Consider the following 22,472-nt stretch of genomic DNA (forward strand, 5'->3'; position numbering starts at 1 on the left):
GCTATTCTCCTCTTCACACTATGAGGAGAATACCCATGAACATCACCCAGATTCGTAATGCCACTCAGCTGATTACCTACGCCGGGAAACGCTTTTTAATCGACCCAATGCTGGCCCCGAAGGGCGCTTATCCGGGCTTCCCCGGCACGGCGCATGCGGAAATCCGCAACCCGATGGTTGAGCTACCCGTTGACGTCAACACGTTGCTGGAGGCGGATGCGGTGATCGTCACCCATACCCATGACGATCACTGGGATCGCGCCGCAGTGGAACTGATCGGCAAAGATAAACCTGTCTTTGTGCAGAACGACAGCGACGCCGCGCTGCTGCGCAGCCAGGGATTTACCCACCTGACGGTAATGACCGAGGAGACGGCGTTTGGCGATATCCGGATCGCGAAAACCCGCGGCGGCCAGCACGGTACCGATCGTGCTTACGCCGTGCCGGAGCTGGCGGAACGGCTGGGTGAAGCCTGTGGCGTGGTTTTACGTCATCCTGATGAGAAGACGCTCTACATTGTCGGGGATACCATCTGGCGTGATGAAGTGGCAGCCGATCTGCAAAAACATCAGCCGGATGTGGTGGTGCTTAACGCGGGCTATGCTCACGTCATCGGGTTTGGGCCGATTATCATGGGCCAGGAAGATGTGCTCAACGTCCACTTCCTGCTGCCGCAGGCGAAAATTGTGGCGACCCATATGGAGGCCATCAACCACTGCCTGTTGACCCGCCATGCGCTGCGTGAGTACGTTGACGCGAACCTGATTGGGGATGCGGTGAGCATTCCCGAGGATGGTGAAACCGTTATATTCTGAGCATCACCAGGGGAGAGGAGAGATACATGGCGCTAATCAACGTCGCGATTGTTGCGGTAGACGGGTTCAGCCCGTTCCACTACTCCGTTCCCTGCATTTTGTTTGGTGATACGGTATCCGGCGAAAAGCGCTTTAGTGTGTTGATCTGCGCCGAAAAACCGGGATTACTGACATCCACAGACGGGTTTGCGCTTAACGCGACTCACGATTTCTCCGCCATCGGCCAGGCAGATATCGTCGTGGTGCCTTACTGGCAGCATGTCCAGCAACGCCCGCCCCAGACGCTTCTCGACAGCCTGGTCCAGGCCAGAGACAACGGGGCGGAGATCGTCGGGCTTTGTCTGGGGTCGTTTGTGCTGGGTTATGCGGGCATTCTCGACGGTAAACGCGCGGCCACGCACTGGGAATTTGAACATCAGTTTCAGACGCTTTTCCCGGACGTAAAGCTGGATATCAATGCGCTCTACGTCGATGACGGCAATATCATCACCTCTGCGGGTACTGCTGCCGCGCTTGACTGCTGCCTGTACATCATCCGCCAGCGCTTTGGCAGCGTGGTCACTAACCAGATTGCCCGCCGTATGATCGTGCCGCCACACCGCGAGGGGGGGCAGGCACAGTTTATTGCCCAGCCGGTACCAAAAGATACCCGTGACGGACGAATCAACTCCCTGATTGACTATCTCCAGCAGCACATTGCCGAACCGCATAATCTGGACTCGCTGGCAGAGGTGGTATCGATGAGCCGCCGCACGCTTACCCGCCATTTTGTAAAAGCCACCGGAATGAGCGTGGCTGACTGGCTGACCACCGAGCGCCTGCGGCGCAGCCAGATATTGTTAGAAGCCGGGAATATGCCCATTGAAAGCGTGGCAGAGCTGGTAGGGTTTAACTCTGCGGTGACCTGGCGCCAGCAATTTAAGGCGCGTTTTGGCGTGAGTCCGGCAGAGTGGCGTAAGACTTTTCGGCTTCGTCATTAATTTATTACGGCTTCCTCGGCGATGCGGCGTTCGATACCCGCTATGTTTCCAACGTGGTGCTCGACCAGACCGATAACCGCTACCTGAACGGTATCGGCTCCGATCTGGATCGGATGCGCTATCTGATGGATAACGCCGCGGCGGCGCAGCAGTCGCTGGGCCTGCAGTTTGGCGTCTCGCTGACTGAGGATCAGATTGCTGCGCTCGACCACAGCTTACTGTGGTGGGAGAAGGCCACCGTCAACGGCGAAACGGTTCTGGAGTCATTGAGTTCTGAATATTTCGGAAGCAAAGGACAGGCTGCCACTGAGGCTATACAAAACAAATTAAGCGAGAAAAATAATGTTAACTACGAGGATAAAATTATTCCTATTGCTGGTAGCTGTTTGGATCGCTGGCATTTTTGCCACGCTTTTGTGCGGCCGTTTGCTGATAGCCTTTGTTACCTATTTTTTCATCGGGCAATTTGATTTTCCAATGAGTGATCTTGTTGAAGCTGTTAACCTTTCCATTAGTGGTGGGGTAATCATTGGAGGAATACAATGCTTTATGTCGAAAGAAAAGAATCCACCCCGGTGAGTAGGAGATGAGGATATAGAGTTACTCCAGCCTCTCCACCCTCGTCTCTCCCTCCGCCATCGACAGCTCATACAATGAAAACGACCGCTGCTTCTCAATCAACTTCGCCAGTTCCGGCGAGTGGCTGGTGAGCCAAATTTGTGAGTAGCGGCTGGCCTCGGCGATTAAGCTCGCCAGCGCGGGCAGCATCTGCGGGTGCAGGCTGTTTTCCGGTTCGTTCAACGCGATAAAGGCCGGCGGGCGCGGGCTTAACAGCGCTACCGCCAGGCACAGGAAGCGCAGCGTGCCGTCGGAAAACTCCGCCGGTTCCAGCGGCCTGCTCAGCCCCTCGCGCTGCATCATCATGCGAAAGCGGCCGCCGGTGTTGTCGCTGTAAAACTCGCAGCCGGGGAAGGCCTGGTCGAGAATGCGCATCAGCAACATTTCATCACCAATCTCGACAATGGTCTGAAATGCGGCCGCCAGGTTGGCGCCGTCGCTGGCCAGTACCGGGGAGCGGAAACCGACCTGCGGGGCACGCATCGCCGAGCCGGACGAGACGGAAAATTCATGATAAAAGCGCCAGTTACGCAGGGACTCACGCATCTGCGACACTTCCGGGTAGAGATGCGGTTCACCGAGCTGCCCGAACACCGATTCGTTTTCATACAGCGTGCCGCTGTGAGTCACTTTTTCGTGGTGCACGTTGTTGAGAAATACCGCCTGATTCCTGCGCTTCATCAGCTGTGATGAAGGGCGACGGCGCTGACCGGTAAGCCAGATGGACTCTTCTTTAATGACCGGATCGAGCTGAAACTGGGAGGGATAGGGCAGTTGCTCGACAAAGCCCACCTGCAGCTCGTACTCGTAAGTGTCCGTTTCCACCGCGAGGTTCATCCGCCGGAGCTGGTCGCTACGGGTCTTACCTGCCCAGAACACCTTCAGAATACCGCCTTCATTTGCCAGCGCCTGGGAGAACTGCCCCTGCGCCGCGCTGTGCATCAGGTGTATCGCCTTGTAGATATTCGATTTCCCGGTACCGTTGGGGCCGAAGACGATATTGAGCGTTTCCAGCTCCAGCGACATGTCGCGAATCGAGCGGTAGTTTTGGATATGCAGGCTTTTGATCACAGGCAGGCTCCTTTTTCGCACTGTAGGCCTGTATATAATTACAGTCTTTAAGGTTAAATGCAAAAAAAGAGACGACAGTGAGGGTGTCGTCTAAACGGGGTACTGCTTTGGGCCTCTGAGGGTCAATGGGGCCTTCGCATTTTTATGATCACTTGACTGCCAGACGCAGACCCAAATCATCAGGATAGGGATCAAAGTAGTTTTGCGTCATCAGATACCGGTCAGGGTATTCGGCCAGGTAGTGCTTCAGCAGCGTGATCGGCGCGAGGATGGGCAATTGCCCGTTACGGTAGTGCAGGATCACGTCGCGAAGTTCGCCGCGCTGACGGCTGTTGAGCTGGTTACGGAAATACCCCTGAATATGCATCAGCACGTTGGTGTGATTTTTCCGCGAGGCAGGTTTCTTCAGGATGGTCATCAGCTTTTCGCGGTACGCCACAAAGAAGGCGTCCAAATCTTCCCACTCGTGCAGCGTGGCAACGAACGGGCCGATTTCACGATAACCCGCCTGATGGTGCGCCAGCAGCTGAAGTTTGTAGCGGCTGTGGAAATCTAATAGCGCACGGCGCGTCAGACCCTGGGCGCGCAGTGTGTTCAGTTCATGAAGCGCGAAAACACGCTCAACAAAGTTTTCCCGCAGCACCGGATCGTGCAGGCGGCCATCTTCTTCCACGGGTAACCACGGCAGGGTTTCAAGGAGGGTGGCAGTGAACAGCCCGACACCCTCCTTGCGGCCCCGGTTGCCGTTTTCATCATACAGCCGCACGCGTTCCATGCCGCAGCTGGGGGATTTTGCACAGACGATAAAGCCTGCCAGATCGCCGATTTTAGGCAGATAATCTGCCGTAAAGTCAGCCATCTTTTGCGTAACGTCTTCGTGCGGGGCGTGGCTAAAACGCATCTGGGTTTCACCGCTGTCCGTCACGATAAGACGCAGTGCAGGGCGTGGCGTCGGCAAGCCGATGGCCATCTCAGGGCAGACGGGCCTGAAATTCACCCACTGGGCCAGTTCGTCCATGACAAAGCCCATACGCTTATGTCCGCCGTCGAAGCGAACGGCGGAACCGGTCAAACATCCGCTAATACCGATTACAGGTTTCATTGTCATGGTGTGTGTCTCCAGTTCGTATATCTAAAACTTACACAACATGAGTAATTTGTCCAAGTATTGGCGGAGTTATTTTTTATTATCCTTTAAAATCAATGCGACTTAACTGCCCTTGTAGGTCGAGTAGCCGTACTGGCTCAGCAGAAGCGGGATGTGAAGTTTCTCGTTGGTTCGGGTCACGGTAAATAGCACTGGGATCTCCGGGAAGAAGGTGTCCAGCTTTTTGCCGTGGAAGTAATCAGCGGTTTTAAAGGTCACTTTATACACGCCTGGCTGCATGTCCTGATCCTGCGGATAGAGTGATTTGATACGTCCGTCGTGGTCGGTTTTGCCGCTGGCAATCTGGGTCCATGTGTTCTGCTGCTGCTTCTCCAGCGTGACGGTAACGTCAGATGGTGGCATCCCGGTTTGCTGGTCGAGAATATGTACGCTCAGGGTGCCGGCAGGGGCGCTAAACGCGGCAGGGGTAAAGGCCATGGCGGCCAGCATCAGCAGAGGGGTTGTTTTTTTCATTGTGTTTTCCTGTGGGGTTGTCAGTCACAGGAAAACGTTAGCATTTGCGGGACGGAAAAATATTCAACTTTTCGTGAAGTTTACCGCAGGAGAAAATAATCAGAGGATAATCACTTCAAGGGATACCTGCTGCTGCCACTGTGCCACCTGCTTTTTCCGTGCGGCGGTCAGTTTACCGCTGGTCACCAGAAGCCATTTGCGCTCGGGGAAAATCTCAGGCGCCAGTGACGTGGAGGGGGTAGGCAAAATATCGATACGGTGACCTTGTCCGGTACGCATCAGGGCCTCGAGCCAGATTTCACACGGGTCATTCAGGTACCAGCCACTAAGCAGGATGTTATCACCCGGCGCTTTTTTGTCGCCCTCAAGGCAGAACGAGGCATAGGCGATGATAATGCCGTCGAGGATCTCGCGCAGGGTCATGGCGGCAGGGATGTTGGCTGACATCTGGCTGCGCAACGGACGCAGCACATTTGCAACCAGCTCTGGCCTGGGGTATTCGCGGCCGGCGTCGTAAATCATCTGGCGCAGGGACTCAATTTTCCCGTCCTGCAGGCGTTGCAGCATGGTCTCAAGCAACGTTTGCCAGTTGTTGGTCCTGCGCGGGACGGGGCGTTCCAGTAGCGGTTTGACCTGGCCGATGGGCACACCTTTTTTCACCCAGTCGAGGATTTTCAGTGCCTGCTGGACGTCCTCATCACTGTACTGGCGATGGCCGCCCTCCGTGCGCTGTGGCTTGAGTAAACCATAGCGACGTTGCCATGCCCGCAGCGTCGTGGCGGTGATCCCGCTGAGTCTGGCGAATTCGCCGATGGAGTAAGCCATGTCCGTGTCCAGAGTGGAGGAATACTCTCAATATACTACGAATTTTCCCTCACGGGATGAAGCGCCGTAACGGTGCACTACACTTTACTTCCAACCGTGCAAATGAAAGGAATTCTCATGAAACTATGGCCTGTTGTGACGGGTGTCGCCATTGCCCTGACTCTGGTGGCCTGCAAATCCCCTACGCCACCGAAAGGCGTAAAGCCCATTTCAAATTTTGAAGCCAGCCGCTATCTCGGCAAGTGGTATGAAGTTGCCCGCCTGGAAAACCGCTTCGAACGCGGGCTGGAGCAGGTGACCGCCACCTACGGCGAGCGCAGCGACGGTGGCATCAGCGTGCTTAACCGGGGTTTCGACCCGGTTAAAAACAAGTGGAATGAGAGTGAAGGAAAAGCGTACTTTACCGGCGAACCGACGACGGCAGCGCTGAAGGTGTCGTTCTTCGGCCCCTTCTACGGCGGCTATAACGTGATCAAGCTGGACGATAAGTACCAGTATGCGCTGGTGAGCGGGCCGAATCGCGACTATCTGTGGATCCTGTCTCGTACGCCGACGATTCCGGATGCCGTGAAACAGGACTACCTGAATACCGCACGCAGTCTGGGCTTCAAGGTTGATCAGCTGGTGTGGGTTAAGCAGTGAAGATCGTGCTTTCTTCGTAGGGTTTTACTGGCTCGCCTGGATAGACTTCCGTTAAAAGCTCAACGGGAGACGACGACATGAACTGGCAGCCTTTTCGCGGCGACGCACCGGAAAATATGACCATTTTCAGTGCGTCATTTCCGGATATTAGCGACCAGTGGCCGATGAAGGACGACACTGCCCGTGAGATCAATTCGATTAACCGGGCGCTGAAAGCCGACCCGGCGCTTCGTCCTCCGCTGATTGAATACGAAGAGGGGGGACAGGCCGTGCTTGTCCCACAGAACCGTTATTCCGGGCAAGCCTACCGCAATCGTCCGGCGCTCACCGCGTGGCGTACCCGGCTGGTTCCCTCCGCGCTGGCGCTTTTTGTGGTGCAAAACCCGCTGGAGGAGCGTCTGCCAGACGGAACCCGAATGGACAGCGACAGCCGCCAGTGGTTTATCCATGCGAACGATGCCATTGGTGTGCGCTCCCGTGCAAAAGTACTGGCTGCGATGGTGGATAAATACATCCGCAACGGGAACGATAACAATTGGGTGAGCCTGGCAAGCGGGGCTGCAATCCCCGTGCTGGAGGCGCTGCGCGAGGCGAAGCTCGACGGCCAGCAGGTGTATCTGACGCTGGTGGATAAAGACCTTGTGGCGCTCAGTTGGGCCGAAACCATGGCGGCGCAGGAAGGCATTATCGTGGGTGAACAGCTGACCCTGCTCAGGCGCAACTTGCTCCATACGCTGGTGCGTAACGAAGATTTACTGCATGAGCTGGGCGAGCATCAGGCCGAACTGGTGGATGCACTCGGGATTTTCGACTATTTCAACGATGCCGATGCGGTGATTTTTCTCCAGCGTGCGCTGCGGCTGATAAAGCCCGGCGGGGCGGTGATTGTCTCGAATATGCTGGCCAGCAGCCCACAAATCGATTTTATTTTGCGCTGTATCGGCTGGGAGGATATTTACCCGCGGACGCTCCGGCAGCTGCAGGATATTCATATCGCGGCAGGCGTGCCGGTGGAAAATGTCACCGTGGTGGTCCCGAAAGACGGGGTATATGCAGTGATGGAGATTAAGGTGGGGGATAACAAACCGCACGGTCAGTTCCCTCTCCCTGAGGGAGAGGGCTAGGGTGAGGGGGGACAGGGCGCTAGAATATTTACCGTTCCTCAGTTGTTCGGTTTACCCGAACAACTACCATGAAGGATTAGCTGGTTTCTTTATTCTCAATGTCTGTTGGGGATTCTTGCTTTTCATGCTCTATCTGTTGACCAGTCTCCTGAACCAACTTCCGGGCCATTTCCTTGATACGCTCTCGACTTTCACAGGTTCGAGAGTTTATTACTTCATTTAAGGTCTTCATTTTATTGCCTCCATGCTTCTGGATACTTGATTTAATCGCTGCGCTCTATAATGATCCCCCTCATGAAAATCGAAACCGCACACCCCTCACACTTCGAACGTCTCGTCACAGTCTGGGAGTCTTCCGTTCGTGCCACCCACCATTTTTTGCAGGAAAGTGATATTGCGACCCTGCGCCCGTTATTGCTCAATGCCTATCTGCCCAATCTCAAGGTTATGATTGCCCGCGATGAAGCGGGTGTTATTCATGGCTTTTTAGGCGTCGATGAAAACCGCATTGAAATGCTGTTTGTGGATGATGCGAGCCGGGGAAAAGGCGTAGGGAAATTGCTGCTGAACTATGCCATTGCGCATTTTGGTGCGAATGAAGTGGATGTAAACGAGCAAAACCCGCAGGGCGTTGCGTTTTATCAGCATATGGGGTTTGTGCAGGTCGGGCGCTCAGAACGCGACGGACAGGGGAATGCGTTTCCGTTGTTGCATATGCGGTTGGGTGAGTGAATGCTAACTTAACGCAGATATCCTACTCGTTAGATATGAAATGAAACGCGTTTTGCCGTTCAGGAATTATACCTTACGATTAAAGTTTGGCTATTATGATATCCGTAATATAACCGAACAAATCAATATCAACGTAATTAATTAGTTAAAACACATGGGTAAAGTTTAATGCCTGAATATTTGTGGGTGAGAAAACTAAAAAGGATGACTTAAGAATTACTGAAAAGCAGAAGAGTCACATAAAAAATTTTAGTGAATAGATTTAATTATTATTTGGGTTTAATGGTGGAACAAATATGAGAATAATCTCTTCAAAGAATTTTGGCGGAAGATCACAGGAGTCGAACCTGCCCGGGAACGCTGGCGTCCCCAACTGGATTTGAAGTCCAGCCACCTCACCGGAGATGACGATCTTCCGCGCCTGCATTGCTACATGGAGGCGGGGCGCATTATAGCTACTTTCAGGCATTTACCACATACCCCGGCACACTTTTTTCACCTCTCTTTTGACCTTAACACCCCTGTTTCAGTTAATTCCTAAGAAAATCCTCAGGTTAGCATTTCGTGCTCGTCAATATTTACCGCGATCACAAAAAACAAGAAACGTAACCAGCTAACCAGAAAACGCAATACCCGCTCCTGAAACAATGGTTTAAAAATCTGTAACCGGTCTCAGCGCCCCCTACAGCGTGAAGGATAAAAAAATGAGCGACGTATTGTCAGTAAAAGAGAAGATTGGCTACGGCATGGGTGACGCCGCCAGCCACATCATCTTCGATAACGTTATGTTGTACATGATGTTTTTCTATACCGATATCTTCGGCATTCCTGCCGGGTTTGTCGGCACGATGTTCCTGCTGGCACGTGCGCTGGATGCGATTTCGGACCCGTGCATGGGCCTGATCGCCGACCGTACCCGCAGCCGCTGGGGTAAATTCCGGCCGTGGATACTGTTCGGAGCTATCCCGTTCGGCATTGTCTGCGTGCTGGCCTACACCACACCGGACCTTAGCCTCAACGGCAAAATGATCTATGCCGCCATTACCTACACGCTGCTGACGCTGCTCTATACCGTGGTTAACATCCCTTATTGCGCCCTGGGCGGTGTGATCACCAACGACCCGACGCAGCGTATCTCCCTGCAGTCCTGGCGCTTTGTGCTGGCGACCGCGGGCGGCATGCTCTCGACGGTACTGATGATGCCGCTGGTTAACCTGATTGGTGGCGATGACAAAGCGTTCGGTTTCCAGGGCGGGATCGCCGTGCTGTCGGTGGTCGCGTTCCTGATGCTGGCGTTCTGCTTCTTCACCACCAAAGAGCGCATCCAGGTGCCGCCCAGCACCACTTCCATGCGCGAAGACCTGCGAGATATCTGGCACAACGACCAGTGGCGTATTGTTGGTGTGCTGACCATTCTTAATATCCTCGCCGTCTGCGTGCGTGGCGGCGCGATGATGTACTACTGCACCTGGATCATGGGCTCACCGGAAATCTTTGTCGCGTTCCTCACCACCTACTGTGTCGGCAACCTGATTGGCTCTGCGCTGGCGAAACCGCTCACCGACTGGAAATGCAAGGTCAGCATCTTCTGGTGGACCAACGCCGCCCTGGCGGTGGTCAGCGTGGCGATGTTCTTCGTTCCCATGCATGCCACGGTGGTGATGTTCACCTTCATCTTTGTGATTGGGGTGTTGCATCAGCTGGTGACGCCGATCCAGTGGGTCATGATGTCCGATACCGTCGACTACGGCGAATGGACCAACGGCAAGCGTCTTACCGGCATCAGCTTCGCGGGCACGCTGTTTGTGCTGAAACTCGGCCTGGCGCTGGGCGGGGCGATGATCGGCTGGATGCTGGCAGGGGGGGGTTATGACGCTGCAGCTAAAACCCAGAACAGCGCGACCATCAGCATCATTATCGGCCTGTTCACCCTGGCCCCGGCGGTCTGCTACGTGCTGAGCGCCATCATCGCCAAACGCTACTACACCCTGAAAACGCCCTTCCTGACCAAAATCATGAGCGAGCTGGCACACGGCGCGCGCCGCAATCAGCAGGAGTTTGACAACCTGCCGGTGAGTAAAGAATTACAGAACTAAGAGGACGAGAGTATGAAAATCAGTGATGGAAACTGGCTTATTCAACCGGGTCTGAACGTGACGTATCCGGTACAGGTGTTCGACGTGGAGCAGCAGGGCAATGACCTGGTGGTGTACGTGGCGCCGCGCGACGTGCGTGAGCGCACCTGGCAGCTCGATACCCTGATGTTCACCGTCCGTCTTTTCTCCCCGCAGGAAGGGATTGTCGGCGTGCGTATCGAGCACTTCCAGGGCGCGCTGAACAACGGTCCGCACTATCCTCTGAATGTCATCAAAGAGATGAACGTTGAGATTGAAAACAATGACGAATTTGCTGAGCTGAAAAGCGGTCACCTCAGCGTACGCGTCACCAAAGGCGAGTGCTGGGCGCTGGATTTTCTGCGCAACGGACAGCGTATTACCGGCAGTCAGCTGAAAAACAACGGTTACGTGCAGGATACCCGTACCGATCGTAATTATGTTTTTGAGCGTCTGGATCTGGGCGTAGGTGAAACGGTCTACGGCCTCGGCGAGCGCTTTACCGCGCTGGTGCGTAACGGCCAGACGGTCGAGACCTGGAACCGCGACGGCGGCACCAGTACCGAGCAGTCATACAAAAATATCCCGTTCTATCTGACCAACCGCGGCTACGGGGTACTGGTGAACCACCCGGAAAACGTGTCGTTTGAAATTGGCTCCGAGAAGGTCTCCAAAGTGCAGTTCAGCGTGGAAGGTGAATATCTCGAGTACTTTGTGATCGACGGCCCGACGCCAAAAGAGGTCCTGAACCGTTATACGCGCTTCACCGGGCGTCCGGCACTGCCCCCGGCATGGTCCTTCGGCCTGTGGCTCACGACTTCGTTTACCACTAACTACGATGAAGCCACGGTGAACAGCTTTATTGATGGCATGGCGGAGCGCGATCTGCCGCTGCATGTCTTCCACTTCGACTGCTTCTGGATGAAGGCCTTCCAGTGGTGTGATTTTGAGTGGGACCCGGTGACTTTCCCGGATCCGCAGGGGATGATCCGCCGCCTGAAGGAGAAAGGGCTGAAGGTTTGCGTGTGGATTAACCCGTACATCGGCCAGAAGTCGCCGGTATTTCGCGAACTGAAAGAGAAGGGCTACCTGCTCAAGCGTCCGGACGGTTCCCTGTGGCAGTGGGACAAATGGCAGCCCGGCCTGGCGATTTATGACTTCACTAACCCGGACGCGTGTCGGTGGTATGCCGACAAGCTGAAGGGCCTGGTGGATATTGGCGTCGACTGCTTTAAGACCGACTTTGGCGAGCGCATCCCGACGGACGTCCAGTGGTTTGACGGTTCCGATCCGCAGAAGATGCACAACCACTACGCATACCTATATAACGAACTGGTGTGGAACGTACTGAAAGAAACGGTGGGCGCGGATGAGGCGGTGCTGTTTGCCCGCTCGGCGTCGGTAGGTGCGCAACAGTTCCCGGTGCACTGGGGTGGCGACTGTTACGCCAACTACGAGTCGATGGCGGAAAGCCTGCGCGGCGGGCTGTCGATTGGTCTGTCCGGCTTTGGCTTCTGGAGCCATGACATCGGTGGATTTGAGAATACCGCGCCGGCACACGTCTACAAACGCTGGTGCGCGTTTGGGCTGTTATCCAGCCACAGCCGCCTGCATGGCAGCAAATCTTACCGCGTACCGTGGGCGTACGATGATGAGTCCTGTGATGTGGTGCGTCACTTCACTCAGCTGAAATGTCAGATGATGCCGTATCTCTATCGCCAGGCTGCCCTGGCTCGCGAGTATGGCACACCGATGCTGCGGGCGATGATGCTGGAGTTCCCGGACGATCCGGCATGCGATTACCTCGACCGTCAGTACATGCTGGGGGAGACGGTGATGGTAGCCCCGGTGTTTTCTGAGGCCGGTGACGTGCAGTTTTACCTGCCGGAAGGGCGCTGGACCCATCTCTGGCATAACGATGAAATCGAGGGGAGCCGCTGGCATAAACAGCAGCATGATTTCCGCAGCCTGCCGGTCTATGTGCGCGATAACACCCTTCTGGCGTTGGGCAACAATCAACAGAAACCGGACTACGCCTGGAACGAAGGGACAGCTTTCCAGCTGTTTAACCTGGGCGATGGCGCGATGGCGGTGAGCGAAGTGCCCGCGGCGGACGGTTCTGTGGCATTTACGCTGAAAGCCACACGCAGCGGCGACACCGTGACCATTACCGGCACAGGTGACGCACGAAACTGGTCGGTCTGCTTGCGCAACGTGCAGAAACTGAGTGGCGTAAAAGGCGGCTCAGAGGCCGGGAGCGAGTGGGGCGTGGTGGTGAAAGCGGAGGGTAATGAGGTGGTGGTACACCTTTAATTTTCCTCACCCTGACCTTCTCCCCAACGGGGGGAGGGAAGGGTTTGCTTCTTCTTCCTTTCAGGGAGAGGGCTGGGGCGAGGATAGTGTCGACACCTCTCCCACCGTCATCGTCTGTTGCACCTGCTGTTTATCCATATTTACCGCGTTCAGTTTCCCGTTAACCGTCGGCTTCAGCGGTGCGTTGGCCTGCACGCTGCCGCTGGCGGTTAGCTGGATATTGCCATCACCGCCAATGGGCAGCGCCGGCCAGCCCCACGCCTGCAGCACGTTGAGCGGCACGCCGCGTCCGTTCAGGCTGATTGTGGTCTGCCGTGGCGGAAGCTGTGAAACCGTCGCCGTGGCTTCCAGAATGCCTTTTTCGGTGAAAGCGCTCAGGTCGGTAATGTTTACCGTTGAGGCGTTAGCGTTCAGCGCCAGCGACGGACGACGCACGTCCACGCGGTTAAAGGTCGCCGCCGCGCCGTTCAGCGTTGCGCTGCCACCCCATACGCCCCACTGGCGATCTTTCGCCAGCTGCAGGTTCGCACCATAGCCATCAAGAGAGGTGATTTGCCACGGGAAGGCCGGGTCGATATCGATAACCAGGTTGCGGCTCAGGCCGAATTTTTTCAGTGTCAGGCTGTTCAGCCATTCCGGTAACGGCTCCATCCACAGCGTTTTCCAGTTCTGCGGCAGAGTGTATTCCAGCCCGGCGATGGCGACATCGTCCAGCACCAGCGCGTTACCCTCGCGCAGCCAGTTGCCGGAAGCACGTACCATGCCGCCCTCCCAGCGGGAGGTAAACTGGCGCAGCGCCACGCCTTGCGGGGAGAACTCCGCATTCATGATCGGGTCGAACAGATGCAGAGAGCCATAAATAAACTCGCTGGCGTTCATGGACAAACGCCCCTCCTGACTTTGCCAGTCGCCTTTGCTGAGTGTCAGGTTGCGCAGGCTTAAATCGAGATCGGTCACCGCCCAGTCCGGCCCCTGCAGGCGTGCGTCAGTCACTTCCAGACGGCCAATCTGCAGCGAGGGAATGGTGGTCAGAGGCGCGAAGAAATCCACCGGTGACTTATCGCTTTGCAGGCGGATCTCATTCAGACGCATGGTGTCGATAATCCAGCTGCCGTCAGCGTTGCGCAGGGCGGACCCGGTGAGCGAACCGCGCGCCATATCGGCACCAATGGTGTTCAGCACCACCTCTTTGCCGTTGAGTTGTCCCTGGATCAGCACGTTGGTGGCCGGCACGCCGTTCAGGGTAAGCGAGCCTGCGCTCACCTGGATCTGTGCGTTTTTACCCAGCACATTGCCTGCTTCTGGCTGCCACGGGCTGACGCCGCCCGTCACTTTCTGTGCGCTGAGATCCCATTCCGTATTGGGGCTGTTAAAGGCCATGTTATCCAACTGCAAACGGTCCGCCTGGAACGGGAGCGGTGCCGTCTGAGGAGAAAGATTAAGCGTGCCATCGAACAGGGTAATGGTGTCCATGTGCAGCGGATCGGTGACCTGTCGGCTACTCAGACCAATATCGACTTTCCTGGCCACCAGCGTGGCGGGTTTACCGTCGCGGCCAAACGTGACGTTTTCCAGAATGATGTGGGAAGGTGACGAAAAGCGGTGATCCATCAGGTCGAAATTGAGTTCGTAATCGGTATTCACCGTTATCCAGTTGCTGGCCTGAGATGCTCCCCAGCGGGTCTGGAGCAGAATATAGAGCGCCAGCACCACAATGAGCAGGGCCACCAGAAGATAGACGAGTACCTTTCCAATAAATTTCATGGTCTTCCATCCCGCGAAACGCACATAAGGGAGTTATGCACGATTTATGCGCAATGCTCAAGGCGGGAATGGTGTAAAGAGATGTCACGGCAGGCGTTGACAGCCTGCCGTGAGGGCGATCAATTTTTCTCAGGCGGGAAAACGAGGTTCAGAACAATCGCGGTGATACCGCCTGCCGCAATGCCGGAAGAGAGCAGGTTTTTCACCCAGTCCGGGGCAAACTGCAGGATCAGCGGTTGCTGTGAAACACCCAGACCCACGGCCAGCGACAGGGCAATGATCATGATGGCGCGGCGGTTCAGCGGTTCGCGAGAGACGATACGTACACCAGAAGCCGCGATGGTCCCGAACATCACCAGCGTTGCGCCGCCTAGCACCGGTTCAGGTATATGCTGCACAAAACCGCTTACCGCCGGGAACAGGCCGAGGACGATCAGCATCAGTGCCACCACAAAACCGACGTAGCGGCTGGCAACACCAGTCAGCTGGATCACGCCGTTGTTCTGGCCGAAGCAGGAGTTCGGGAAGGTGTTGAAGACCGCAGAGACAAACGAGTTCAGGCCGTTCGCCAGCACGCCGCCTTTCAGGCGTTTCATATACAGCGGGCCGGAGACCGGCTGCTCGGAGACATCAGACGTGGCGGTGATATCGCCAATCGTCTCCAGCGAGGTGATCATAAAGACCAGCATCAGCGGCAGCAGCAGACCCCAGTCTATGCCCAGGCCGTAGTACAGCGGCGTTGGAATGGTGATCAGCGCACTGTTGGTCTGCGGGGTGTTCTCCGGCAGCATACCCAGCGTCCAGGCCAGCAGATAACCGGCCGCCATGGCGATCACCAGCGATGCCACACGCAGATACGGGTTACGCTGACGGTTAAGCAGAATAATGATTGCCAGTACCACGCCGGCCAGTAGCAGGTTTTTCGGTGCACCAAAAGTGTGGTCGCTCATTGCCGCATAACCGCCACCGATGGAGGTCAGGCCAACCTGAATCAGCGACAGGCCAATGATCATCACCACCACGCCGGATACCAGCGGCGTGATCACGCGACGCGCCAGGTGCAGTACCCGGGAGATCACCATCTCGGTGCAGCTGGCCAGCATCAGCGTGCCAAACAGCGCCGCCATCATGGTCGGAACATCCGCGCCGCCGGTTTTGAGGGCTGTACCGCCCATGATCAGCGGTGCGACGAAGTTAAAACTGGTGCCCTGGATCGACAACAATCCAGACCCCACCGGCCCCCACGCTTTAATTTGAATAATGGACGCCACGCCGGAGGCAAAGAGGGACATACTGATGATGTGCTGTGTATCCTGAGCCGGTAAACCAAGCGCCTGGCAGATCAGCAGCGCCGGGGTGATCACCGCAACGAACATAGCCAGCAGGTGTTGGCAGGCGGCAAAGAGCGTCTGAGGAAGAGGCGGACGGTCTTCAAGGCGGTAAATCAGTTCGCTATTTTGCTTCTGCGCAATCGGTTGCGCATCGGGAGACTCAAGGGTGTTAACGGACATCGGCGGCAATCCCACGGTGGAAAAGCGGGCATTTTATCTGACCACCTGGTAAAAGCAAACGATTGCCAACAAAAAAAGACAAGAAAATCTGCCGCTGTGAGCAGGTTTTCTACAACCCATGGAGAAAAAAAATTACACTTTTTGCGCCGGCGGCTCATGACGAGCGCAAGCCGGCCCAGGATAACGCCGCGTGTGTATGGAACACGCGCATAACAGGAGCCTTTTATGATTCATCTCGATACGTTGTCGACCCTTGTTGCCGCAACGCTGGTCTTACTGCTTGGCCGTAAGCTCGTACACAGCGTTTCCCTTCTGAAGAAATACACCATTCCTGAACCTGTTGCCGGCGGACTGCTGGTGGCGCTGGCCCTGCTGGTGCTGAAGAAAAGCATGGGCTGGGAAATTGATTTTGATATGTCCCTGAAAGATCCGCTGATGCTGGCCTTCTTTGCCACCATTGGCCTGAATGCCAACCTTGCGAGCCTGCGGACGGGTGGCAAAGTGCTCGGCGTATTTCTGATCGTGGTGGTAGGGCTGCTAGTGATGCAAAACGCCATTGGTATCGGGATGGCTACGCTGCTGGGGCTGGATCCGCTGATGGGGCTGCTGGCCGGATCAATCACCCTCTCTGGTGGCCACGGTACCGGGGCGGCGTGGAGCAAGCTGTTTACTGAGCGCTACGGCTTTGAAAACGCCACCGAAGTGGCGATGGCTTGCGCCACCTTCGGTCTGGTGCTGGGCGGCCTGATCGGCGGGCCGGTGGCGCGGTATCTGGTGAAGCACTCTGGTACGCCAGACGGAAGACCGGACGATGAGCTGGTGCCCACTGCCTTTGAAAAACCCGACGTCGGACGCACCATCACTTCGCTGGTGTTGATTGAAACTATCGCGATGATTGCCATCTGCCTGACGGTGGGCAAAGTGGTTGCGCAATGGCTGGCAGGTTCAGCGTTCGAGCTCCCGACGTTTGTGTGCGTGCTGTTTGTTGGGGTGCTGCTGAGTAACGGTCTGGCGCTGATGGGCTTCTACCGCGTATTTGAACGTGCCGTATCGGTGCTTGGTAACGTCTGCCTGTCGCTGTTCCTGGCGATGGCCCTGATGAGCCTCAAGCTCTGGGAGCTGGCCTCACTGGCGCTGCCGATGGTGGCTATTCTGGCCGTTCAGGCGCTGTTTATGGCGTTCTACGCCATGTTTGTAACCTGGCGCATGATGGGCAAAAACTACGATGCAGCAGTGCTGGCGGCCGGGCATTGTGGGTTTGGTCTGGGGGCAACGCCGACGGCTATCGCCAACATGCAGGCGATCACCGAACGTTTTGGGCCTTCGCATATGGCGTTTCTGGTGGTCCCGATGGTCGGGGCGTTCTTCATTGATATCGTCAACGCGCTGGTGATCAAGCTTTACCTGATGCTGCCGATGTTTGCCTGAGATCAGGCGTTGGAATAGCGTTCGGTTTCCGGCATCCAGCGCTCAATTAATGCTGCCGCCTGTTCGGGGTAGCGCTCATGAATATGGCGTGCGAGGCGCTGCACTTCGGGGATCATGGCCTGATCGCGCAGTAAATCTGCTACTTTAAATTCGGCGTTACCCGTCTGACGCGTGCCCAGCAGTTCGCCTGGGCCGCGGATCTCCAGGTCTTTTTGTGCAATCACAAAACCGTCGTTACTGTCGCGCAGCACCTGCAAACGCATCTGTGCGGTTTTCGAGAGCGGTGCTTTGTAGAGCAGCACGCAGTGAGAGGCGACAGCACCGCGGCCAACGCGGCCGCGCAGCTGATGGAGTTGCGCAAGGCCAAGACGCTCCGGGTTTTCGATGATCATCAGGCTGGAATTGGGCACGTCTACGCCGACTTCAATCACCGTTGTGGCAACCAGCAAATGCAGTTCACCCTGTTTGAACGACTGCATCACCGCCTGTTTCTCAGTAGGCTTCATCCGCCCGTGAACCAGACCCACGTTCAGCTCGGGCAGCGCCAGCTTCAGCTCTTCCCACGTCGCTTCCGCAGCCTGCGCTTCAAGCAGTTCAGACTCTTCAATTAACGTGCAGACCCAGTAGGCCTGACGGCCTTCGTGAGTGCAGGCGTTGCGCACGCGGTCGATGATATCGCTGCGGCGTGTGTCCGGAATGGCGACCGTGGTGACCGGTGTACGGCCCGGCGGCAGTTCGTCGATGGTCGATGTATCGAGATCGGCGTAGGCGGTCATTGCCAGGGTGCGCGGGATAGGTGTGGCAGTCATGATCAGCTGATGCGGGTGGAAGCCCTGCTGCAGCCCTTTCTCCCACAGCGCCAGACGCTGGTGTACACCGAAGCGGTGTTGTTCGTCGATAATCACCAGGGCAAGACCATTAAACTGTACCTGCTCCTGGAAAATCGCGTGCGTGCCGACAATCATCTGTACCTGACCGCTGGCAATGGCGTCCTGTTGTGCCTGACGCGCTTTACCTTTTTGCTTCCCGGCAAGCCAGCCCACTTCAATCCCAAGCGGGGCAAACCACGCGCGGAAGTTATTAGCGTGCTGTTCAGCCAGCAGTTCGGTGGGGGCCATTAGCGCCACCTGCCTGCCGTGGGCAATTGCGCGCAGGGCAGCCAGGGCTGCAACCAGCGTTTTACCGGAACCCACATCCCCCTGAACCAGGCGCATCATGGGCACATCAAGCGCCATATCGCGTTCAATCTCGGCCGTGACGCGTGCCTGTGCACCGGTGGGTTTAAACGGCAGTGAGGCCAGCAGCTTATCTTTGAGTTCATCTCGCGGGCTTAAGGGCTGGGCATGAAAACGCTGCGCGCCCGCCCGTACCGCCAGCATGCTCAGGTTATGAGCCAGTAATTCCTCAAGGATAAGACGCCGTTGAGCGGGGTGTTTGCCGCTTTCCAGGTCGCTAAGCTGCAGGGTTGGCGGCGGGCGGTGCAGGGTGCGCAGCGCCTCGGGCAGACTCATCATGCCCTGAGCCAGCTCAGGCGGCAGTAGCTCGGTAATGGCGCAGGTATCCAGCAGTTCCAGTGCCTGGTCGGTGAGTTTACGCAGCGTTGCCTGCTTGATGCCTTCGGTCGTCGGATAAACCGGGGTCAGGGTCTCCTGCAGCTCCGGCGTGCTTAGATCTCCCTGAACGCGATACTCCGGGTGGATCATCTCTGCGCCGTATTTCCCGCGTTTGGCTTCACCATAGGCCAGCACCCTGCGACCGGTCGCAAGGCTGTTTTTCATGGCCGCATTGAAGTTGAAAAAGCGCATGGTGAGAATGCCGGTGCCGTCGCTGATCTGACAGGTCATCATCCGGCGTCCGCCAAAGGTGATATTGCAGTTCAGTACTTCGCCTTCAACGGTGGCGTAAATGGCAGGCAGCAGATCGCCAATCTTATAGAGTTGGGTGCGGTCTTCATAACGCAGGGGGAGATGGAGCAGGAGATCCTGCACGGTATGCAGGCCAATTTTTGCCAGTTTACTGCTTTGCGCCGCACCTACGCCCGTCAGGCTATTGAGCGGTATGGCATCCAGCAGACGGCCTTTCATCGGTTATCCTGCGTACTGCATGGTGGCCCACCACTCGGCATCGGCTTCAATTTCGCCCTGCGCGTTGACGTGGGGGTAAGGCAGTTTTTTCTGTTTCGCGACGCGAGCCAGCACCGGGTAACCACCTTCGAACAGCAGGCGCTGCTGCTCCTCTTCCGGCAGCATGCTGTTGCTGCGCTTGTACATGCCCGCGTTCTGACGCTGGCGCTGCGCTTCATAGAGAATGAGCGCAGAGGCCACGGAGACATTGAGAGACTGCACCATGCCGATCATGGGGATGATGATATCCTGATCCGCCAGATCCAGCGCTTCCTGGGTGATCCCGGTTTTCTCCTGACCCATCAAAATACAGGTCGGGCGGGTGTAGTCGATCTCACGAAAATCGACGGCTTTTGCGGACAGGTTAGTGGCCAGGACCTGCATACCGCGACCTTTCAGGTGCGATACGGCTTCGCCAATAGTCTGGTGGGTTTTGACGGACACCCAGCTGTTACTGCCTGCGGCAGTTGAAGCCATGGTTCGCATGCGGGCACCCGGCCAGACGGCGTGCACTTCATGCACGCCTACGGCGTCTGCGGTACGGACAATTGCAGAGACGTTATGAGGTTTGTGGACCTGCTCCATGCAGACCGTCAGGTCAGGCTGACGCCTGGCGAGCATTTCGCAGATACGCTCGTAACGTTTTGAATTCATAAGTCTAGTTTCGGTTACGGGTGACTTTAATCACGTCCGGCATCACGCGGATCTTGCGCATAATGTTCGCCAGATGCACGCGGTCACGGGCGGTCAGACGAATAAAGGCGCTGTAGACGCGGCCATCTTTCTCTTCCGTGTTCAGGCTCTGAATGTTGGAAGAGGCCGTATTGATTGCTGCCGTCAGGTTCGCCAGGGCACCCTGGTGGTTGAACATATCCACCTTAATTTCGGTGATAAATTCCTGTGCCGTCTCTTTATCCCACTCGACTGCCATGAACTTCTCCGCCTCTTTTTGATAGCCGCGGATGTTACGACAGGATTCGTGGTGGATAACCAGACCTTTACCCGGACTGACGTGCGCAATAATCGGGTCACCCGGGATAGGACGGCAACATTTCGCGAAGGTGATAAGTACGCCGTCCGCGCCTTTGATCGGCAGATGACCGTGGCTTTGCGTCGTCGTCGGGATCGCCGTGGTATCACCCTGCTGCAGGTTCTTCGCCACGACCACGCTCATGGCGTTGCCGAGGCCGATTTCTGCCAGCAGGTCATCAAGCGAGGCGAGCTTCATGCGCTCCAGCTCACGCTGAATGTTCTCTTTCGGGATCTCAGCCAGCTTACGGCTACCACCCAACGCATGGTTGAGCAGACGACGCCCCAGGCTGACAGAATCATCGCGCTTGAGGTTTTTCAGCAACTGGCGGATTTTGGCGCGAGCTTTGGAACTCACGACAAAGTTCAGCCAGGCCGCGTTCGGGCGTGCGCCCGGTGCGGTAATAATTTCCACCGTCTGGCCGCTGGAAAGCGGCTGAGAGAGCGGATAAGGCTGCCTGTCGACGCGCGCGCCCACGCAGGCGTGGCCGATATCGGTATGCACGGCGTAAGCAAAGTCGACCGGCGTAGCGCCTGCAGGTAGTTCGACAATGCGGCCTTCTGGGGTGAAAACGTAAATCTCATCCGGGAAGAGATCGGATTTAACGCTCTCGATAAATTCAAACGAGCTACCCGCACTCTGCTGCAGCTCCAGCAGGCTTTGCATCCAGCGCTGGGCGCGGATTTGTGCGGTTGTACTGCTTTCACCACCGTGCTCTTTATAAGCCCAGTGTGCAGCCACACCCATCTCCGCCATCTGGTCCATGTCTTCGGTGCGGATCTGCACTTCAACAGGCACGCCGTGTGGACCGATCATCGAGGTGTGCAAAGATTGATAGCCGTTCGCTTTTGGAATGGCGATGTAATCTTTCATGCGCCCTGGACGCGGTTTGTACAGGCTGTGCATCTGGCCCAGCACGCGATAGCAGGTATCAGAGTCGTGGACGATCACGCGGAACGCGTAGATATCCATGATCGAATGAAAACGCTGCTCTTTGAGCACCATTTTGCAGTAGATGGAGTACAGATGTTTTTCGCGACCGCTGACGCGGCACGGAATTCCCGCTTCCTGTAAACGACCTTCAATTTCAGAGAGGATCTTTTGAATCATCTCTTTACGGTTGCCGCGTGCGGCTTTCACCACCTCTTTAATCACGCGATAGCGGTTCGGGTACAACGCTTCAAAACCCAGCTCTTCCAGCTCGGTTTTAATGTGGTGGATACCTAAACGGTGCGCCAGCGGACTGTAGATTTCGAGGGTTTCACGGGCAATGCGGCGACGTTTGTCCGGGCGAAGTGAGCCCAGCGTGCGCATATTGTGGGTACGGTCAGCAAGTTTGATAAGAATGACGCGGATATCCTGCACCATCGCCATAATCATCTTGCGAAAGTTTTCGGCTTGCGCCTCTTTCTTGTCGCGGAATTTCAGCTTATCAAGCTTAGAGACCCCTTCCACCAGCTCGGCAACGCTTTTGCCAAACAGCTGTTCCATATCCTGGTAGGTGGCAGGGGTATCTTCGATCACATCATGCAGCAGGGCGGCCATCAGCGTTTCGTAGTCGAGTTTCATCTCGGCCAGAATACAGGCCACCGCTACCGGGTGCGTGATATAGGGTTCACCGCTTGAACGTGCCTGGCCCTCGTGAGCGTCACGTGCAACGAGATACGCCTGCTGAAGACGCTTAATCTGGTCTTCAGGCAGGTAAGTTTGAATCAGTTGATTCAGGCTTTCAAACAGATACAAGGGCGACCCGCAGGTTTA

18 protein-coding genes, 1 tRNA gene and 1 pseudogene are annotated in these 22,472 nt (G+C 56.2%); 9 read left to right on the forward strand and 11 right to left on the reverse strand.

All coding sequences use genetic code 11. From position 1 onward, the window contains the following. The first annotated feature begins 35 nt into the window (after nucleotides 1-35). The 3 genes and pseudogenes from BJP35_RS03770 to BJP35_RS24815 form a co-directional block, all read left to right on the forward strand. A complete protein-coding gene (locus BJP35_RS03770) occupies nucleotides 36-815 on the forward strand; it encodes an MBL fold metallo-hydrolase (protein WP_032679308.1) in 780 nt (259 codons plus the stop codon). 26 nt (nucleotides 816-841) lie between these two features. Continuing rightward, a complete protein-coding gene (locus BJP35_RS03775; protein ID WP_086462912.1) occupies nucleotides 842-1,795 on the forward strand; it encodes a GlxA family transcriptional regulator in 954 nt (317 codons plus the stop codon). Between the two features lie 5 nt (nucleotides 1,796-1,800). Beyond that, nucleotides 1,801-2,055: pseudogene (locus BJP35_RS24815) on the forward strand (hypothetical protein); the annotation flags it as partial. 340 nt (nucleotides 2,056-2,395) lie between these two features. Here the strand turns inward: BJP35_RS24815 and BJP35_RS03785 are convergent. The 4 genes from BJP35_RS03785 to BJP35_RS03800 form a co-directional block, all read right to left on the reverse strand. Then, entirely contained in the window at nucleotides 2,396-3,484 is a 1,089-nt protein-coding gene (locus tag BJP35_RS03785; RefSeq protein ID WP_047742737.1) for an AAA family ATPase, read from the reverse strand. Between the two features lie 148 nt (nucleotides 3,485-3,632). Continuing rightward, entirely contained in the window at nucleotides 3,633-4,592 is a 960-nt protein-coding gene (locus tag BJP35_RS03790) for a DUF523 and DUF1722 domain-containing protein (protein ID WP_020882705.1), read from the reverse strand. 102 nt (nucleotides 4,593-4,694) lie between these two features. Next, nucleotides 4,695-5,105 carry a hydroxyisourate hydrolase gene (uraH, locus tag BJP35_RS03795; RefSeq protein WP_014168029.1) on the reverse strand — a complete coding sequence of 137 codons (411 nt, stop codon included), beginning with the start codon at nucleotides 5,103-5,105 and terminating at the stop codon, nucleotides 4,695-4,697. A gap of 99 nt (nucleotides 5,106-5,204) precedes the next feature. Beyond that, nucleotides 5,205-5,930: a MerR family transcriptional regulator gene (locus BJP35_RS03800; RefSeq protein WP_047742740.1), complete on the reverse strand. Its 726-nt coding sequence runs from the start codon at nucleotides 5,928-5,930 to the stop codon at nucleotides 5,205-5,207. Nucleotides 5,931-6,047: 117 nt separating this feature from the next. Here BJP35_RS03800 and BJP35_RS03805 point away from each other — a divergent pair, with 117 nt between their 5' ends. Both BJP35_RS03805 and BJP35_RS03810 read left to right on the forward strand, forming a co-directional pair. Next, nucleotides 6,048-6,572: a lipocalin family protein gene (locus BJP35_RS03805; protein ID WP_020882704.1), complete on the forward strand. Its 525-nt coding sequence runs from the start codon at nucleotides 6,048-6,050 to the stop codon at nucleotides 6,570-6,572. A 77-nt stretch (nucleotides 6,573-6,649) separates the two neighbouring features. Then, nucleotides 6,650-7,696 carry a hypothetical protein gene (locus tag BJP35_RS03810; RefSeq protein WP_086462913.1) on the forward strand — a complete coding sequence of 349 codons (1,047 nt, stop codon included), beginning with the start codon at nucleotides 6,650-6,652 and terminating at the stop codon, nucleotides 7,694-7,696. 76 nt (nucleotides 7,697-7,772) lie between these two features. Here the strand turns inward: BJP35_RS03810 and BJP35_RS24415 are convergent, their stop codons facing one another. Beyond that, nucleotides 7,773-7,928 (reverse strand): hypothetical protein, encoded by a 156-nt coding sequence (locus tag BJP35_RS24415; RefSeq protein ID WP_153852750.1) that lies wholly within the window; start codon nucleotides 7,926-7,928, stop codon nucleotides 7,773-7,775. A 62-nt stretch (nucleotides 7,929-7,990) separates the two neighbouring features. Here BJP35_RS24415 and BJP35_RS03815 point away from each other — a divergent pair, with 62 nt between their 5' ends. Next, nucleotides 7,991-8,428, forward strand: coding sequence for a GNAT family N-acetyltransferase (locus tag BJP35_RS03815; RefSeq protein ID WP_032669531.1), 438 nt, complete (start codon nucleotides 7,991-7,993; stop codon nucleotides 8,426-8,428). Nucleotides 8,429-8,750: 322 nt separating this feature from the next. On the opposite strand, the gene BJP35_RS03820 is transcribed toward BJP35_RS03815, so the two are convergent. Beyond that, nucleotides 8,751-8,845, reverse strand: a tRNA-Sec gene (locus tag BJP35_RS03820). 287 nt (nucleotides 8,846-9,132) lie between these two features. Here BJP35_RS03820 and BJP35_RS03825 point away from each other — a divergent pair. Both BJP35_RS03825 and yicI read left to right on the forward strand, forming a co-directional pair. Next, nucleotides 9,133-10,524, forward strand: coding sequence for a glycoside-pentoside-hexuronide family transporter (locus BJP35_RS03825; RefSeq protein ID WP_020882700.1), 1,392 nt, complete (start codon nucleotides 9,133-9,135; stop codon nucleotides 10,522-10,524). A 12-nt stretch (nucleotides 10,525-10,536) separates the two neighbouring features. After that, the gene (gene yicI, locus BJP35_RS03830) at nucleotides 10,537-12,855 is read left to right on the forward strand and encodes an alpha-xylosidase (protein WP_047742742.1); all 2,319 of its coding nucleotides are present in this window, start codon (nucleotides 10,537-10,539) and stop codon (nucleotides 12,853-12,855) included. A gap of 60 nt (nucleotides 12,856-12,915) precedes the next feature. Here the strand turns inward: yicI and BJP35_RS03835 are convergent, their stop codons facing one another. Both BJP35_RS03835 and xanP read right to left on the reverse strand, forming a co-directional pair. Beyond that, entirely contained in the window at nucleotides 12,916-14,619 is a 1,704-nt protein-coding gene (locus BJP35_RS03835; RefSeq protein ID WP_086462914.1) for an AsmA family protein, read from the reverse strand. A 119-nt stretch (nucleotides 14,620-14,738) separates the two neighbouring features. Beyond that, nucleotides 14,739-16,130 carry a xanthine/proton symporter XanP gene (gene xanP / locus BJP35_RS03840; protein ID WP_047742746.1) on the reverse strand — a complete coding sequence of 464 codons (1,392 nt, stop codon included), beginning with the start codon at nucleotides 16,128-16,130 and terminating at the stop codon, nucleotides 14,739-14,741. 225 nt (nucleotides 16,131-16,355) lie between these two features. On the opposite strand from xanP, the gene gltS reads away from it, so the two are divergent. After that, on the forward strand, nucleotides 16,356-17,558 hold the full coding sequence (gene gltS / locus BJP35_RS03845) for a sodium/glutamate symporter (RefSeq protein WP_014168040.1): 1,203 nt from the start codon (nucleotides 16,356-16,358) through the stop codon (nucleotides 17,556-17,558). A 2-nt stretch (nucleotides 17,559-17,560) separates the two neighbouring features. Here gltS and recG read toward each other — a convergent pair whose 3' ends face one another. From recG to spoT, 3 genes are read right to left on the reverse strand one after another with little or no spacing between them, the layout of a single operon-like run. Next, on the reverse strand, nucleotides 17,561-19,642 hold the full coding sequence (gene recG, locus BJP35_RS03850; protein ID WP_020882696.1) for an ATP-dependent DNA helicase RecG: 2,082 nt from the start codon (nucleotides 19,640-19,642) through the stop codon (nucleotides 17,561-17,563). A gap of 3 nt (nucleotides 19,643-19,645) precedes the next feature. After that, on the reverse strand, nucleotides 19,646-20,335 hold the full coding sequence (gene trmH, locus BJP35_RS03855; protein ID WP_014168042.1) for a tRNA (guanosine(18)-2'-O)-methyltransferase TrmH: 690 nt from the start codon (nucleotides 20,333-20,335) through the stop codon (nucleotides 19,646-19,648). A 4-nt stretch (nucleotides 20,336-20,339) separates the two neighbouring features. Continuing rightward, the gene (gene spoT / locus BJP35_RS03860) at nucleotides 20,340-22,454 is read right to left on the reverse strand and encodes a bifunctional GTP diphosphokinase/guanosine-3',5'-bis pyrophosphate 3'-pyrophosphohydrolase (RefSeq protein ID WP_014168043.1); all 2,115 of its coding nucleotides are present in this window, start codon (nucleotides 22,452-22,454) and stop codon (nucleotides 20,340-20,342) included. Nucleotides 22,455-22,472: the final 18 nt, after the last annotated feature.

Source organism: Enterobacter sp. J49 (assembly GCF_002148625.1).
Lineage (GTDB): Bacteria > Pseudomonadota > Gammaproteobacteria > Enterobacterales > Enterobacteriaceae > Enterobacter > Enterobacter ludwigii.

Coding starts and splice junctions, on each gene's coding strand:
- BJP35_RS03770 (WP_032679308.1), top strand. CDS start 36: ATGAACATCACCCAGATTCGTAATGCCACTCAGCTGATTACCTACGCC.
- BJP35_RS03775 (WP_086462912.1), top strand. CDS start 842: ATGGCGCTAATCAACGTCGCGATTGTTGCGGTAGACGGGTTCAGCCCG.
- BJP35_RS03790 (WP_020882705.1), bottom strand. CDS start 4,592: ATGACAATGAAACCTGTAATCGGTATTAGCGGATGTTTGACCGGTTCC.
- uraH (WP_014168029.1), bottom strand. CDS start 5,105: ATGAAAAAAACAACCCCTCTGCTGATGCTGGCCGCCATGGCCTTTACC.
- BJP35_RS03800 (WP_047742740.1), bottom strand. CDS start 5,930: ATGGCTTACTCCATCGGCGAATTCGCCAGACTCAGCGGGATCACCGCC.
- BJP35_RS03805 (WP_020882704.1), top strand. CDS start 6,048: ATGAAACTATGGCCTGTTGTGACGGGTGTCGCCATTGCCCTGACTCTG.
- BJP35_RS03810 (WP_086462913.1), top strand. CDS start 6,650: ATGAACTGGCAGCCTTTTCGCGGCGACGCACCGGAAAATATGACCATT.
- BJP35_RS24415 (WP_153852750.1), bottom strand. CDS start 7,928: ATGAAGACCTTAAATGAAGTAATAAACTCTCGAACCTGTGAAAGTCGA.
- BJP35_RS03815 (WP_032669531.1), top strand. CDS start 7,991: ATGAAAATCGAAACCGCACACCCCTCACACTTCGAACGTCTCGTCACA.
- BJP35_RS03825 (WP_020882700.1), top strand. CDS start 9,133: ATGAGCGACGTATTGTCAGTAAAAGAGAAGATTGGCTACGGCATGGGT.
- yicI (WP_047742742.1), top strand. CDS start 10,537: ATGAAAATCAGTGATGGAAACTGGCTTATTCAACCGGGTCTGAACGTG.
- BJP35_RS03835 (WP_086462914.1), bottom strand. CDS start 14,619: ATGAAATTTATTGGAAAGGTACTCGTCTATCTTCTGGTGGCCCTGCTC.
- xanP (WP_047742746.1), bottom strand. CDS start 16,130: ATGTCCGTTAACACCCTTGAGTCTCCCGATGCGCAACCGATTGCGCAG.
- gltS (WP_014168040.1), top strand. CDS start 16,356: ATGATTCATCTCGATACGTTGTCGACCCTTGTTGCCGCAACGCTGGTC.
- recG (WP_020882696.1), bottom strand. CDS start 19,642: ATGAAAGGCCGTCTGCTGGATGCCATACCGCTCAATAGCCTGACGGGC.
- trmH (WP_014168042.1), bottom strand. CDS start 20,335: ATGAATTCAAAACGTTACGAGCGTATCTGCGAAATGCTCGCCAGGCGT.